This window comes from Nitrospiria bacterium (genome assembly GCA_036397255.1).
In the GTDB taxonomy this organism is placed as follows: domain Bacteria; phylum Nitrospirota; class Nitrospiria; order DASWJH01; family DASWJH01; genus DASWJH01.
Window position 1 is genome coordinate 1 of record DASWJH010000089.1, and the last position, 15,629, is coordinate 15,629.

14 protein-coding genes are annotated in these 15,629 nt (G+C 46.7%); 3 read left to right on the forward strand and 11 right to left on the reverse strand.

From position 1 onward, the window contains the following. The 10 genes from VGB26_11885 to VGB26_11930 all read right to left on the reverse strand — a co-directional run. The coding region (locus VGB26_11885; protein ID HEX9758474.1) for an FAD:protein FMN transferase at positions 1-362 on the reverse strand (362 nt) is incomplete at its 3' end. Positions 363-537: 175 nt separating this feature from the next. Further along, positions 538-1,686, reverse strand: a complete 1,149-nt coding sequence (locus VGB26_11890) for a hypothetical protein (protein ID HEX9758475.1) — start codon at positions 1,684-1,686, stop codon at positions 538-540. Between the two features lie 233 nt (positions 1,687-1,919). Further along, complete coding sequence (locus tag VGB26_11895; GenBank protein HEX9758476.1) at positions 1,920-2,117, reverse strand: hypothetical protein; 198 nt, start codon at positions 2,115-2,117, stop codon at positions 1,920-1,922. Between the two features lie 27 nt (positions 2,118-2,144). Next, complete coding sequence (locus VGB26_11900; GenBank protein HEX9758477.1) at positions 2,145-3,224, reverse strand: ABC transporter ATP-binding protein; 1,080 nt, start codon at positions 3,222-3,224, stop codon at positions 2,145-2,147. Positions 3,225-3,234: 10 nt separating this feature from the next. Then, a complete protein-coding gene (locus tag VGB26_11905; protein HEX9758478.1) occupies positions 3,235-4,905 on the reverse strand; it encodes an iron ABC transporter permease in 1,671 nt (556 codons plus the stop codon). Positions 4,906-4,908: 3 nt separating this feature from the next. After that, positions 4,909-5,952, reverse strand: coding sequence for an extracellular solute-binding protein (locus tag VGB26_11910; GenBank protein HEX9758479.1), 1,044 nt, complete (start codon positions 5,950-5,952; stop codon positions 4,909-4,911). Between the two features lie 66 nt (positions 5,953-6,018). Then, complete coding sequence (locus tag VGB26_11915; GenBank protein ID HEX9758480.1) at positions 6,019-6,474, reverse strand: transcriptional repressor; 456 nt, start codon at positions 6,472-6,474, stop codon at positions 6,019-6,021. A 163-nt stretch (positions 6,475-6,637) separates the two neighbouring features. Further along, positions 6,638-7,342, reverse strand: coding sequence for an ABC transporter ATP-binding protein (locus VGB26_11920; GenBank protein HEX9758481.1), 705 nt, complete (start codon positions 7,340-7,342; stop codon positions 6,638-6,640). Beyond that, complete coding sequence (locus VGB26_11925) at positions 7,339-8,583, reverse strand: ABC transporter permease (protein HEX9758482.1); 1,245 nt, start codon at positions 8,581-8,583, stop codon at positions 7,339-7,341. Before VGB26_11925 ends, VGB26_11920 begins: the two co-directional genes overlap by 4 nt. A 53-nt stretch (positions 8,584-8,636) precedes the next feature. Then, positions 8,637-9,647, reverse strand: coding sequence for an efflux RND transporter periplasmic adaptor subunit (locus VGB26_11930; GenBank protein HEX9758483.1), 1,011 nt, complete (start codon positions 9,645-9,647; stop codon positions 8,637-8,639). A 464-nt stretch (positions 9,648-10,111) separates the two neighbouring features. Between VGB26_11930 and VGB26_11935 the strand changes: the two genes are divergently transcribed. From VGB26_11935 to VGB26_11945, 3 genes are all read left to right on the forward strand, one after another. Next, a complete protein-coding gene (locus VGB26_11935) occupies positions 10,112-11,572 on the forward strand; it encodes a TM0106 family RecB-like putative nuclease (protein ID HEX9758484.1) in 1,461 nt (486 codons plus the stop codon). Positions 11,573-11,617: 45 nt separating this feature from the next. Beyond that, positions 11,618-12,604 (forward strand): hypothetical protein, encoded by a 987-nt coding sequence (locus tag VGB26_11940; protein ID HEX9758485.1) that lies wholly within the window; start codon positions 11,618-11,620, stop codon positions 12,602-12,604. A gap of 195 nt (positions 12,605-12,799) precedes the next feature. Beyond that, positions 12,800-14,446: a tetratricopeptide repeat protein gene (locus tag VGB26_11945; protein HEX9758486.1), complete on the forward strand. Its 1,647-nt coding sequence runs from the start codon at positions 12,800-12,802 to the stop codon at positions 14,444-14,446. A 257-nt stretch (positions 14,447-14,703) separates the two neighbouring features. Here VGB26_11945 and VGB26_11950 read toward each other — a convergent pair whose 3' ends face one another. Beyond that, positions 14,704-15,225 (reverse strand): hypothetical protein, encoded by a 522-nt coding sequence (locus VGB26_11950; GenBank protein ID HEX9758487.1) that lies wholly within the window; start codon positions 15,223-15,225, stop codon positions 14,704-14,706. Between the last annotated feature and the right edge of the window lie 404 nt (positions 15,226-15,629).

A 15,629-nucleotide genomic window follows, 5' to 3' on the forward strand; every position in this document is an offset into this window, starting at 1 on the left:
ATCTGTTCCCCGGTCGGGACGGAGGGGGGGGGATTGGATTGACGAAATCCCCACAGTTTCAGCAGGGGAGCGGCGGTCATATCCAAGACCCCTTGGGTTCGCCGGGCAAGGTCGATGCCTTTTTGGACCGCTTCAAACAGATCCGTATCAATCTGCACCGGCGCCTGGGCTGCATTCTGGTTCATGCGGCTAAGGTCACTTTCGGGCCTAAACGGGCTTAAAATGCCTTCCAGCCGGTGGGCTTCCGCGAAGGCGGCCTCAAGGGCTTTGCGGCAACGATCCGGTGAGGGTCCGTACAGTGTTATTTCAAGAAGACTTCCCATGCACGGCCGGCTCGCCCGGATTTGATTTGACCTGATCATTCTGACGATTTCTCCCCTAGCGTCGTGTCTCTTAAATTACTTAAACATATTTCCTTCTCCCCTTGTGGGAGAAGGTAAGGATGAGGGGAATCATAAAGGTTTTTGTTGCCCCTCACCCCCAGCCCTCTTCCGCAAGGGGAGAGGGAGTAATGTAAAGAACTTCGGAGGCACGATACTAAAACTGATAGGCCACGCCCAGGTTGAATCGCGTTCCGTCGTCGTTTGTTCCGTCCTCCCAGTTTTCCAGGTCTGCCTTGATCGCGACATCCGGAATGGGGTAATAGGCCAGACCTCCCGTAATGACCTGACGATCATTGGTGGGGTCTTTCGTGAATCCGGAAGACAATTGATGTTGGGTGTCGAAATCTTCATACCTTACAAATGCGACGACGGATTGATCGGATTGCGGGGCCAGAATTTCCAAAAGGTCGTAGGCACCCTCCAGATACCACCCGAGCATTTCTTCCCCGATGGTCTGCCCTGTCACCGCGCTGATTTTGTCGGCATCTTCAAGCGAAATAAAGACAACGACGCCGCGGAGATCGAAGCCCGCTCTTTTAAACCGGGCGTCTCCTTCGAACAGTTCAACGCTGGCGTCTCCAAGCGCCGTATTTTTGGTGGTGTTCGCGCCGGCCCAGTAGAAAGATGTCCCTATTTCTACCCCCGGAATTCCCAGGTATTCCAAACGTCCGACGACAGCCAGGTCTTCCGATGGCGCCTCGCCCACTTTTCCCCGGCCGCCCCGAAGGCCGCTGGATGCCGAAAATCCCTCGGCATTCAGCCCGGAAACCCCGTACAGACGGTACCTGAAACCGTTGGGTAAATTTCCGAAAGCCCCGAAGCCCCCTTCACTCCACGATGTGGGAATGATGTATGCCTGGATGTAGGGGCGTTCCACACTGTAAAATAGGGTCGGTTCATGGAATTCATTCAGCGGCCCAACGGGCATCAGCATACTTCCCGCCCGGATATTAAAGGCAGGGTGAATGAGAAAGTCCAAGTAGGCAAATTCCAGTTCCATCTCTTTTGCGGAATGTTCGAAATCTACCTCGGTGTGGACGCTGATTTGGTCATTAAAGCTATAACTTAATCCCCAAACCATTCGGTGAAGGTCCATTTGCGCTGGCTGTGACCCCTGCGGAACTTTCGATCCTGTTTTGGGGTTGTTATAATGAAGCTCCCCATAACCATGGAAGGACAATTTTTTTTCAGCTCCTTCTCCCTCCATTTCTTCAAATGCCTGTGCTGTTTTTACTGAACTTGAAATCGTTTGACCTAAAACCATTCCGATGGTGACGGCCAAAATGATCATGTTTTTTTTCATCTCAAAACCCTCCTACGGAAAATTTTTTTCAATTGTTATTGTTTTGGGCTCTGGATTCTTTTGATCGCGGGCCGTTTTTTTTTGTTTTTAAAGATTGCTTTCAGGGATGTTTAAGAAATGTCCATCTTTTTCCTCCTTTTCAAAAAAAAAAGCCCAAGCCCGGTTTGGTTGACATTCAAACCAATCCTTTTCGGGCTTGGGCTCTGGGTTTATACCTCTGGCCGCTTTCTAAGCTAGATATTTACTGTAATGCTTTTCGTTCCTTCCTCAAACGCTTCCAACGGAATGACCGCCAACCGCTTGCAGCGGCGGCATTTTAATTCCACTCCTATTTCCAGCAGTTTTGCAACCAGGGACCCGCAATGGCAGCGGATCTCCCGTTGGGATCTTTTTTTATTTCCGGTTTCTCTTGTGTCTTTTTGTTGCTTCATGTGTTGGTAATGTTTTTAATTTCGCCTTTATTTTTTCTCAATCAGGTTTTGAAGCTTGCTTATACTGGTCCGGTCAAACAGAACCGTATGGGTTGCGGTTAACTTCAGATTTACCCGGGTTCCACTAGGGTACACCGTAATGGAGTGTTCACTGCTATGAAGCGTTTGACCGGAAAGAAGTGACAATGTATACAGGTTTTCGGAGCCATGAAATTGGCGGGATTTCACCTTTGCAATCCCCTCTCGATCGGGGACCAGTTGAATATCGTCCGGCCGAATCATCACCGCCAACCCGGTTCCTATGGGGAACCCTTTTTCATTGGGGAAGGTTCCGATTTCCGTGTGGATCATTCCATCCGCCCCCACCTCCCCGTTAAGGAAATCGGCATGGCCTACAAAGTCCGCCACAAAGGGAGTGTAAGGGGTATGGTAAATCTCTTCCGGGGAACCCAATTGTTCCAATCTTCCCTGGTTTAAAACAGCTACTTTGTCCGCCATGGCAAAGGCCTCTTCATGATCGTGGGTGACCAATACTGCTGTCATTCCCATCCGGGTCAAAATTTGATCAACCTCCTCTCTCATTCGTGACCGCATGTCTGGATCAAGGTTACTGAAAGGTTCATCCAACAATACCAGTATGGGGTTCGGGGCCAGAGCCCTTGCCAATGCCACCCGTTGCTGTTGCCCTCCTGAGAGTTCATGGGGATACCGATGTTCTAGGCTGGTGAGGCCTACAAGACTTAAAATATTTTTAACCTTCCGGCTCCGCTCCGAAAGACTGTCACGGATTAGACCAAAGGCGATATTTTTTTCAACCGTTAGGTGGGGGAACAACCCGTAATCCTGAAATACCATTCCTACTCCCCGTTTTTCTGGCGGCAGACAATGGTTGGGGGCGCTGACCTCTTTTCCACGCAGGAAAACCTTTCCCTGTTCGGGAATTTCAAACCCGGCAATTAAACGAAGAATGGTCGTTTTTCCGGAACCGCTAGGGCCTAATAAGGCAAGGACTTCCCCTTTCTCTATATCGAGAGAAATATTTTCTACGGCAGGACCTTCCGATTTTGAATAAAATTTGGTGACCTCTTGAAATTCAATAATGGACACCCGATCCTCCTTAAAAAGCCTTGCTGGTTTGCTTGGTCAGTAAAATAACCGGGACCAAACCGGTTAATACAAGGGCCATCGCGGGCAAAGCTGCCCGTTCCCATTCACCTTCCGAAGTCATTTCAAAGATTCTCACGGATAGAGTATCCCAGCCAAAAGGCCGTGTCATGAGGGTAATCGGCATTTCTTTCATCACATCCACAAAAACCAAAACCGCTGCTGTAAAAATGCCGCTGCGAAGAATGGGGAGGTGAACCTTTTTCAGCATGGCGAACCCGCTGAAACCCAGCCCTCTTGAAGCTTCATCAATGCTGGGGGTGACCCTTTGCATGGCGCTTTCGATCGGACTGTGGGCCACCACGAGAAACCGGGCCAGGTAAGCCAGAAGCATCGCGAAAAGCGTTCCGGTAATAAAAAATCCGGTTTCAATATTGAAGAGGGTATCCACCCAAATAATGAGTTGGTGGTCAACCCAGGTCACCAAAATAATTCCCCCGATGGCCAATACAGCACCGGGGAGGGCATAACCCAAAGTTGCCAGGCGGGTCAAGACCTGGGTCCAAACACTTTTGGATATCCTGTTGGTATAGACCAATATAAGGGCGCACAAGGTGGTTAAAAAGGCAGCCACTCCCCCCAGTAGAATGGAATGCGAAAAATATCCGATATACCGCGCCTCGAAATCCCTTGCAAAGACTTCAAACGACCAGATGAACAATTGAAAAACGGGAATCATAAAAGCGGTTCCCAAAATCAAAGCGGAATAGGAAAAGGCCGCCCATCGCCGGGTTGTATTTAATATAATTCGATTTTCAGAGAACCCTTGTTTCTCCACCTGGCCGTAACGGGCTCCAAAACGAAGCCGTTGTTCCAATAAAAGAAAGACGAATACAATTAAAACCAAAATGGAGGAGAGCTGTCCCGCGGCCGTTAGGGAAAACATGCCGAACCAGGCTTTATATATGGCGGTGGTGAAGGTGTCATAATTAAAAGTGGAGACGGCTCCAAAATCGGCAAGCGTTTCCATCAGGGCGAGCATCAACCCGGCCACAATCCAAGGTCTTGCCATGGGAAGGGCGACCCGATAGAAACCGCTCCGTTTGCTGTGACCCAAAGATTGAGCGGCTTCAATGCCCCTTCTTCCCTGTGTGAGAAATGCATTCCGGGCCAGGAGGTATACATACGGGTAAAAAGCAAAGGTCATGGTTAAAATCACTCCCCCTGTTGACCGGATATTAGGAAACCATAACCGTTCCGTTTGAAACCAATCTCGAAGAGCGGTTTGAATCGGGCCTGAAAAGTCAAAAAGCCCGATAAGGACAAATGCGGTCACATAGGCGGGCAGGGCCAGAGGTAATACGAGTGCCCAGTCGAAAAATTTTCTTCCCGGAAAATCGCAAGTGACGGTTAACCACGCTAGGCTGACACCTAGTAGAAAAGTGCCTATTCCTACTCCCAGGACAAGCCAGAAGGTGTTGAAAACGAGGTCCGCCAAAACCGTTTCAACCAAATGGTCCCACACCTCATCGGCAGGTGAAAAAATGGTAAACAACACCACCACCAAGGGAGCCATAACTAAAATAGCTATAAAGGCCGTCGCCAGTTTCCATCTCAGGAAAATAAAACCCCCTCTCTGAAAGGTTCTTTGAAGGGAGTTTAGGGATAAAAGTGGCATTTTCATTGATTATTTATAGCCCGCCCGGTCCATCAATTTGACCGCCTCACTTTGAAGCTCCCCAGCTTTGGAGACATTGATAAAATCCTGCTTGAAGTCTCCCCAGGCCGCTACGGTGGGGTGGGGTTTTATCCGTGGATTGGCTGGATATTCCAAATTTCCATCCGCAAACAAATTTTGAGCATTTTCGGTTGAGAGCCATTCCAAAAGCCGGGTGGCTTCCATGACATGTTTTGCGTGTTTGACCACTCCCGCTCCCGAGACATTAACATGAACCCCCCGGTCTTTTTGGTTGGGCCAAAAGAGGGCAAGGGGAAGGGAGGGGTTCTCCTTCATCAAACGCCCGTAATAATAGGTATTGATAATTCCTACATCACATTGCCTGGCTGCAATCGCTTCCATCACCTGATTGTCATTGGAGAAGACGTCCGTGGCCAGATTCCTCACCCATCCCTTTACAATTTGTTCCGTGGGGTTCATTCCCAGCTCTGCAATCAACATGGCAACCAGGGATTGGTTATAGACTTTTTTGGAGGTTCGCAAACAAAGTCTGCCTTTCCATTTTTCTTTCGCTAAATCTTCATAGGTGGATAGTTCAGAGGGCTTTACCTTTTGCGTGTTGTAGACCAGGGTGCGAGCCCTTACGGAGAGTCCAAACCAGAGGTTCTGAGGGTCCCGAAGATGGGAAGGGATGTTGGATAAAAGTATTTTCGAATGGACCGGTTGAAGAAGGTCCATTTTCCCTGCTTGCCAAAGGTTTCCCGCATCTACGGTAATGAAAAGATCTGCTGGGGTTTTGGAACCCTCCGCACGGAGCCGTTGGAGGAGGGGGCCCTCTTTGTCTGTTATAAATTGAATGGATATGCCAGTTTCTTGGGTAAAGGCATTAAAAACCGGTTTGATCAACTGTTCGTTCCGGGCTGAGTAAACCACAATCTCTTTCTTTCCTATACCTTTTCCGGCGGGGGAAACCCCCAGAAACGTCAGGAGGGTGAGCAGGCAAACCCAAAGGGCTAAAAGGGTCCAGACAGTATTTTTAATGATGGGTTTCATGTGGAAATGGGCTCCTTATTTGCGAATGAGAAAAATTCTCATTTTCAATTGAAAGTCTAAAAAAAATTAATGCCCTACCGATTTTTGCATTTCAGAACAGTTCTCCCAATCTTTACATTGTCCATATAATTCAAGTCGGTGTTTATTTAAAACAAATCCATACTGGTCCGCTATTTTTTCCTGAAGCCGTTCGATGGGGGGACACTCAAACTCTATAATTTTTCCGCATTTCTCACAAATTAAATGATCATGGTGTTTTTTGTTGAGAACATTATCATAGATGGTTTTATTGTCACCGAAGTAGCGCTGTTGGCCGATGCCGATCTCGCACAGAAGATTGAGTGTCCGGTAGATGGTGGCCAAACCCAGATGAACATTTCTTCGGGATATCCGCCGATGTAGTTCCTCTGCGGTAACATGATCCGTTTTCAGGAAAGCCTTTAATATAATTTCCCGCTGTTTGGTTAGCTTCAGGTTTTTTTTAGCTAAATGGCTTTTTAAGAGAGTGGCTTCCTTAAACATAACCCTTTGTCAGATATTGATAATCATTATCAATATCATAATCTCTGGTTTTTGTCAATACCTGATTTTGGGTTTTTAATCATTATTTAAAGGGTCTAAACCATAGGTTTTAGGGTGAAACCCACTGCCAAGAATTTGTGTCATGGCCGCCAAACGGAAGGATCTAAGGTTTCGTTGAATGGGTGGCATGTTCCGGGGTGATCATTCCATCCACAATATGGATTTGTCTTTGAGTTTGCCGTGAGAAATGGGGGTCATGGGTCACAGTGATCACATTTTGTTTTTTCTCTTCTACCAATTTTTTAAAGATGTTAAAAACAATTTGTGCGTTTTTACTATCCAGATTTCCCGTGGGTTCATCTGCTAAAATCAGAAGGGGATTGTTGGCTAAAGCCCTGGCAATGGCAACTCTCTGGCGTTCCCCCCCGGAGAGCTGGTCCGGTTTTTTTTTAATCATCGGTCCCATTCCCAATTCTTCCAGAATTTCCCTCGCTCTTTCTTTCATTTCCCTTGGGGAAAAGGCTTGGAGTTTTTTCATCGGAATCATCACATTTTCAAATACGGTGAACTCGGGAAGGAGAAAATGGAACTGAAAAACAAACCCTAGTTTTTTTAACCGCAGGGAAGCCAATTGTGATGAGGAAAGGTGAGAGGTATTCGTTCCTTCAAGAAAAATTTCTCCGTGAGTAGGTTGGTCCAAAAGCCCCATTAAATAGAGCAGGGAGGATTTGCCTGATCCGGAAGGACCTGTGATGGCGACAAATTCCGCTTTTTGAATGTTGATCTGAATGTTTCGAACCAATGTTACCGGAAATGCCCCCGGTAAGACGCGGGTCACATTCCGGATTTCCATGAGAGGTCCAATCATACTCCGCCTCGGATAATATCGACCGGGTTGAGTTGTGCCGCTTTTCGGGCAGGAAGAAATGCTGCGAGGGAAGAGGCCAGCAGTGCGAACCCTCCTGCTATCATGTATTGTAAATAGGTCTCATAAAGGATAAACCCTTCCGTTTTAACAAATCCCTCTATTTCAAACTGAATGCTTCCCAAACCAATGACAATGAGACGGCCCAGAACCCAACCCGAAAGGGTTCCGACCAATCCCACAATCACACCCTCCAAAAGAAAGGTAAGGCGGATATCTCCTTCTGTAAGGCCAATGGATTTCAGAATGGCAATATCCCGTGCTTTTTCATGAATGATGGTGGAGATGATATTAAAAATTCCGAAACCCGCGACAATTAAAATGGCCCCTACGGTGGAATACATAATACTGTTTTGAATTACAAAAATGCCTAAAACATTTTGATAGGTCTCCTTCCAAGACTCCGTCCGGTATCGGTACTGGGCTTCAATCTGTCTCGCAATCTTTCCCGCGGTATCCACATCTTCCAGGCGAATTCGGATCTGGTTAATCACATTGGGACGGTTTTGGAGGATTTGGGCCTTTTTCAAAAGGGCATAGGAGTCAAAATTATCAATCGCGGTGATCCCGGTTTGAAAAATACCGACCACTTTCATTCTCAGTATTATTCCTGCCGGTGAGATGACAGAGATAATGTTACCCATTTTGGCCCCCAGTTTGTCGGCCACCCCCTCTCCCAATATGATTCCATTCGAAACCGAATGAAGTGCGTTTAATTTTCCCCGGATTAAGTCTTTCTCCAATTGACCGACCAGGCGTTCTTTCTCTGGATCAATTCCCACCACTGTGGTGGACACATCTTTCACCCCATAGCGAAGAAAGGCTTGGGCGCGAAGAGTGGGAGCGGCATATAGGCCATCTTTTTTATTTAAAAACTCCACCATCGCTTCCCCATCACGGATTCCCCTTAATTCCTCCCTGGGTTTCAGCCCGTGAAGGGCGACGACCCCATTTTGATAAAGGCGTTGGACGGGCTGAATAGGAGCGGTTCGGAACTCGTCTTTTATGGTGATATGAGGCCAGACATCGATGATCTTGGCCACGAAGTAATGCTGGAAACCCTGCATCATGGCAGCCATTCCAATAAAAAACCCAACACCTAGGGAAACACCCAGGATCGAAATAACGGTTTGCCGTTTCCGGTGAAGCAGGTGAGTAAAGGCTATTTCAAAGATGAGTTTCATTGTTGGAGCTCAATCTCTCCATAAACCCTGAGGGATAAAAAGAGGTGTTTGATTTATTTTTTCACCCGGACGGGGTTCCCTTCTTTCAGTTTTTCAGGAGGATTGAGAATAATCAGATCCCTTTCATTTACACCCGATAGGATTTCAACCTGGTCCTCCCCTATGATTCCGGTCTGAACTTTTCGGCGTTTGGCTTCTTCATCCTGGGCCACCCAGACTAAACCATCCACCAGGGCTGTTGCAGGAATCAAAAGGGCGTTTAATTTTTCCCGGACGATAATATTCACCTCCGTGGTCATCCCGATCCGTAATATGGTATCAGGGGGGAGGCTGATCCGTACCCGGTAATTTTTGTTAATGGGGTCCCCCTTTGGTGTGATTTGTTGAACTTCACCTTCAATGACCTGTTCCGGAAAGGCATCGGCTTTAATTAAGACCTTTTGTTGTTCCGATACTTTTGGGATATCCTCTTCATCTACATCCGCGGTTATTCGAAGTGGGTGGGGTTGACCCACCCAAAAAAGAACGAACGTGCGGTCTACCATTTCGCCAATTTCTCCATCCTGCCGCAGGACCACTCCATTCATAGGGGAAATAATTACTGTATCGGATAGGGATTTTTTCTCCCCCAAAAGGTCTGCTTCAGCCTGTTGGAGATCAGACCGTGTCCTGTCATAGGTTTGGGGACTGATGAAATTCTGATCAAGCAATTTGGCTTGTCGGGACACATCTTTTCGGAGAAAATCTACCCTTGCCTGTAGTCCTTCTATTTTGGCCTGCACATCCCGATCATCCAAGCGTGCTAGGAGATCTCCTTTTTTTACCTGGTTCCCTTCTTTGGCAGTGATGGATAGGATCCGGCCGGGAGAAAAAGGCATAACCTTTGACCAATGGATGGGTTCCACTACCCCCGTGGCATAGACCGCTTCAACGGCCTGGCCCTGGATGGGCTTTGCGGTTTGGACAGTGACCGGTAAAGAGAAAAAGAAAAAACCGGTGGTGATACCTATAACCGCCAGAACAATGATAATCCATCGGGTTTTTTTTCCTGTAGGTGAGGTCACATGCACCCTTTTTTAAAAAATTGGAATTCCAAAAGGAATTGAAACCGAAAAGCGCGTGCCCCCTCCAACCGCAGACACGGATGGAGGGTCCCCCTCTCGCTCCCCCTTGCGGTTTGGGTCTGGGCAGGCGATACCTGCCCGAGGGTCCTTTTATCTGTGGTGGTCCTTGCGCCTACACATGAACTAAGACGCTTCCATCCTCCCACACCCCGCGCTCACCCAGGCTAAGCCCGATACTTGCTTTAAGGGATGAGTGAATAAATTTTCTTGCTGAAGATGAGTCAAGCAAGTTTTTTTTTCAAAAGTGCCACAGGGCCTGCCCGTGGATATTTATTTAACATAACCTTCTTTCAATACCAGGGTCAATGGTTGGCCCCTGGATTAGATTAAACCAAATTGACTCATGAATTAAAACCGCATATGATATTTTCTGTTTTTCAATGACCTCCCTGCGGAGTTTTTCTATGAAACCTTCCCGCTGGATTACGGCAATAGACCTTTACAACTACACGAAGTGTCTTCACCGAGTTTATCTGGATGCCAATGGAGATCCGGGGGAGAAGGGAGAGGTCAGCTCCTTTGCAAAACTCCTTTGGGAATTGGGCCTTCAAACGGAGCGGGAGTATCTCGACCAATTGGGAGAAATGCCCGTAACGGATTTAAGCCCCCTTGACCCCGAGGCTGCTTTCAAGGAGACCCTTTCGGCTATGAAATTAGGAAAGAACATCATCTATCAAGGGATGCTGGCTTATGAGCATTACCGGGGGAGACCCGATCTTTTGGTCAAGCGAGAGGATGGGGCCTCTTCTTGGGGAGATTATTATTATGAAGCTATTGATATTAAAGCCGGCCGTGGTTGGGAAGGGATAGACGGAAAACGGGTTCGTTTTAAAAAACATTATGCTTACCAGATGCTGTTTTACCGTGAGCTGTTAAAGGTCATTCAGGGATATGCCCCTCCCATGGCCCGTATTATCAATGTGGATGGAGAATTTGAAGAGTTTGATCCGGAACCCTTTGAAAGGGATTACCGTAAGGCCCGGGCTGAAGTGGAACGTTTGGTTTCGGGGCAGGAAACATCGGAGCCGGTTCTGGGAAGCCATTGCCTGCAATGTGAATGGTTTAAGCGTTGTGAAAAATGGGTTCAGAAAACTTCCGATCCCACGGGGGTATTTTTTATCGGTTCTGTGAAATTTGCTTTAAAGCAGGTGGGTTTAAATAGGGTTCAAGACCTGGCCCAAATGGACGTGAAAAAATACCTCAAGCCGCCCTTAAAAATTCCCCGCATGGGAGAGCGGGCGTTAAAACGAGCGAAGGAAAGGGCCCAGGTGGTTTTAGATGGGGAACCCCGAATACGTTCTGGGTATTCGTTTCCAAGTGTGGGAAATGAAGTTTATTTCGACATTGAAGATGATCCCACACGTGGTCTGACCTATTTATTTGGGCTCCTCACACTGAAGCCCAATAAAGGTCCCCATTTTCGATATTTTATGGCGGATCACCCCGAGGAAGAAGAAGAAACCATTCGGGCTTTTTGGGATTACCTTCGAACCAACGATGATGCGGTTTATTATGTGTACTCCCATAAGGAGCGCTCCTCACTGAAGCATTTAATGGATCGGTATCAGTTAGATCCGGAGGTTTTTGAAAAATATGTCCGGTCGGAGTTTGACCTGTACCAAAACCTGGTGGTTGAATATTCCGATTGGCCCACTTTTTCTTACGGAATTAAATTTATCGCAAAACAGATCGGGTTTACCTGGCGGGATAAGGATCCCTCAGGAGCCAACTCCATTGTGTGGTATAATGACTTCCTTTCAATGCCTTTTCGCGGAGATATTCGTGATCGCATCCTTCAATATAACGAGGATGACTGCCGCGCCATGGTTGCGCTCAAGCAATATTTTGTGGATAAAATGAAATAGTGGTCAATTATAAAAATCTGAATCGAAAGGAAAAAAAACACAAAAATGAAATATATAAAACCGTTTTCAACTTTAACCCTACTGTTTTTGATAAATTTTACCCCCAATGTATCTCATGGAATGGAAGGAAAACCGGGAGAAATCCACGGAACCGTGACTTTTAATTCAGACCCTGTCCTTAATGTGGTGGTTTACCTGTCGGGTGAGGATGCCGAAAAATTCTCTACGGGGGTTTCGGAATACACGGTCGTTCAGAAAAATTTGACCTTTGAACCTAAACTGGTTGTTGTTCCCATGGGGTCTGACGTGAGTTTCGAGAACAAGGATAATGAGATTCATAATATTTTCTCCAGGGCCAAAAGAAACCGGTTTGACACCGGTGCCCACATGCCTGGGACCGTTGCTGTGGTTACCTTTGCCCTTCCGGAAGCGGTTCCCATTCGATGCAATACCCATTTCAATATGAGGGGGATGATTTATGTGGCCCCTTCTCCTTATTTTGCCATTACCGATATGATGGGGAAATTTAAAATCTTGAATGTCCCCCCGGGTGATTATAAAGTTGAAACATGGCATCCCCGTTTAACCCCCCAAGAAGCAGAAAAAGGGGCTGTTGAGATTAAACTGCCGGGAAAACCCGAACAGATCAATTTAAAATTTTCACCAGAATCCGATGATGGGACCGATCTAACGGAGGTTTTCAGCCAGGATTGGGATCTGGTGATACAGGATATTCAAAAAGAGCTGGAGGCAGTAATGGCCGGTTGGAAAAAAGGAAGCAGGAGAGGGGCTACCACCAAAGTCATGACCATTCAATCCAGGCTTTATGAAAGCTCAGGCCTTAAAAACACCATTCAACAAACCTACGGTCGTGAACGGGTAATTACCCATGAAAAATTCTTTGACCGAATCCGCAAAGGAGTCCAAGGGGTCACCAAAAAACCCATTACCGAAACCGCTTTGAAGAAAGAAATGGACACCCTTATCTCTACCTTACAAGAGGATGTTGAAAAAATTCAGCAGAAAGAATAATCAAAAAGATAGGGATTTTTTTTAAAAGGTTATTTTGGATCGATATGAGGCAATCTTGGTTGTTTAACTGAACAATTTAATAATTAAACTAAAACATGAATAAAATAGTTTAACCTATTAATTTAAAAGATAAAAATAAGTTTATTGTTTTTGAATGTAACCCGGTATTTATGAAAATAGGAAAAGGAGGGGGAAATGTCTGGCATTTTCTCTAGAAGGCTATTTTCGGGCTTTCTTTTTTTGTTTTTTATAATGGGATGTAGCGGGTCTCCTTCGGTTCGGGAAGGGGGACATGTCCCTCTTTTTAAAAATCTTGGAAAACTTCATTACCCCGTAACCACTTCTTCAGGTCTGGCCCAGAAATATTTTGACCAAGGCCTCCGGCTGACCTTTGCATTTAACCACGCAGAGGCCATCGCCGCCTTTACAGAGGCTGCCCGTTTAGATTCCCAATGCGGCATGTGCTATTGGGGAATTGCCCTGGCCTTCGGGCCCAACATCAACCTCCCCATGGAACCCTCTCAGGAAAAAGAAGCCTTTGACGCGCTCCAAAAAGCCGTTCAATTAGCGGAAACGGTAACCCCAAAGGAGCAGGCCCTCATTGGAGCGTTATCAAAGCGGTATGGGGAACCCTTTGGGGAAGAACGGGCCGTGAGAGATTGGGAATATGCGGAAAAAATGAAAAAAGTAGTGGAGCAATTTCCCGAAGACCCGGATGTCGCCACATTTTACGCAGAGGCCTTAATGAATCTGAGTCCATGGAATTACTGGACCCAAGGTGGAGAACCCCGGGAGCGAACGACGGAAATCGTGGCCACACTTGAAAGCGTTTTGGAGAAAAATCCAAATCATCCCGGTGCCTGTCATTATTATATTCATACCGTTGAAGCTTCACTTCAACCGGAGCGGGGGCTTCCCTGCGCACTTCGTTTAGGAAACCTGATGCCCGGTGCAGGACATCTGGTTCATATGCCCGCTCATATCTTTATGCGGGTAGGCCGGTATCAGGAAGCGGTTTCTACCAATGCCCAAGCGGTTTCGGTGGATGAGCATTATATGGAAGGCCATCATTCCGGGGGTTTTTATCCCATGCTGTATTACCCCCATAATATTCATTTTCTGTGGGCCGCCGCCAGCATGGAAGGGAGAAGCGAGGAATCCATGAAGGCCGCCCGAACACTGGTGGAAAAAGTTCCCCACCATCTGGTTCGGGAGATCCCCCCGTTGGAATTTTTTTCTCCCACACTTCTTTTTTCAATGGCCCGTTTTGGAAAATGGGATGAGATTCTAGAAGAACCGAAACCTCCGGTGGATTTCACCTATACCCAGGGAATATGGCATTTTGCCCGGGGCCTGGCATTAATCCGGATTGAACGGACCCGGGAAGCGGAGACCGAGTTTTCCAACCTCATGGAAATCGTCCACGCGACCCCCGAGGAACATGTAGTCGGCCTGAATTCCGCAAAAGCGTTGCTTCAGATTTCCGAACATATATTGGAAGGGGAGATGGTTGCAAACCGAGGTGATATCAATCAAGCCGTTTTCCATTTTGAGGAAGGGATTCAAATTGAAGAAGGGCTAACTTATGATGAGCCTCCCCCTTGGTATCAACCCGTTCGCCAGTTTTTGGGGGCGGTGTTGTTCTCAGAAGGCCGATTTGCTGAGGCGGAAAACGTCTACCGGGAAGATTTAAAACGCAACCCGGAGAACGGGTGGTCCCTTTTTGGCTTGGCCAAAAGCCTTGAGTCTCAGAATAAAACAGAAGAGGCGAGAAAGGTTAAACAACGGTTTCAGAAAGCCTGGAAACGGGCCGATGTTTCTCTTAAAGCCTCAAGGTTTTAGAAAAATTTTTTCTCTTTTTTCCATTGATCGTGATTGTTTGAGAAATGAGCTCATCAGCCAACTGCTGAGTCCTGTCACCATAATGGTTCCCATCTTCATTTGAACTGTCCACCAAATTTCTTTCCCTTGAAAAAAAATCTAAAATAGAAAAGATAAGTAAAACGGAACCGGTCTAAGAAATAGAGACAGTGCTTGAATTTTGGTGCTAATCCGAAAAGGAGATTCCTTCACTCGCTTCGAAAAGACAGTGAAAACATTCAAAAGTATTGGCGGAATCCGAACAGAACGGTGAAGACATTGGCATCATAATCTTCGATTGCCACCGTCATTCCCCCGGCCTGGACGGAAGCCTGACCGGAATTAAATTTCCATCCGATCTCCGTATTAAATGCCAGGAAAGGGGTAATAAAATAATCAAACCCCCCTCCCACTTTCAACGCTACGGTGTTGACCGGACCAAATTTGCAAGTGCTCCCATAATTAGCAACGCAGAAGGCTTGGTCCTCATCGAAGGAGTTTAAATTGATTCCTGCTCCTAGGACTTGGTAGGGTGAGAAATCTCCCAAATTGGGAACACGTATCTCGTAAAAAGGCATCAGGGATATGGTGGTGGCTTCTCCCCGATCCATCCCTCCGCGATCCACCTGGTGGATTTCCCATTCGACATTAAATCCCGCGGTTAAAAAGTTATTGATAATGACCATGGCCTCCCCGCTTAGAGTGGGTCCAAGCGCTCCCTGGGATGATCCTTGTAAAATATCCTGAGTGAAAACCCCCATTCCCCCCCGCAGACCCAAACCCCATTGAATCACTTCACTTTGTTGTGCGTTAACCAGAGGACTCCCTGAAAACGGGAACAAAAAAAAGGTAAATAAACAGAAATAGAATGTTTTCCTGTGAGAGAAGAAACAGATTTCTTTTTTATTCAAGAGTGTTCCTTTTTTTTAAAAGGTTATGGAGCGGAGTGATTTTAGCAGAATTTTAAAAATTGATCCATCATGATTAATCATTCTCAAAACATGAAGGGTTGGCTTCCTTTTTCCTAGGAGTCTGTCGGACTTAACAATCTGATCCGACGACCGTTTGTATAAATTTTTGTGGTCGTCGCGTTTTGATCGGTCCTTATCGATCAAAATAGCGGTGATCTGTTCTTTCTTATCGATTTCAACTTAAGGCGTGTAGC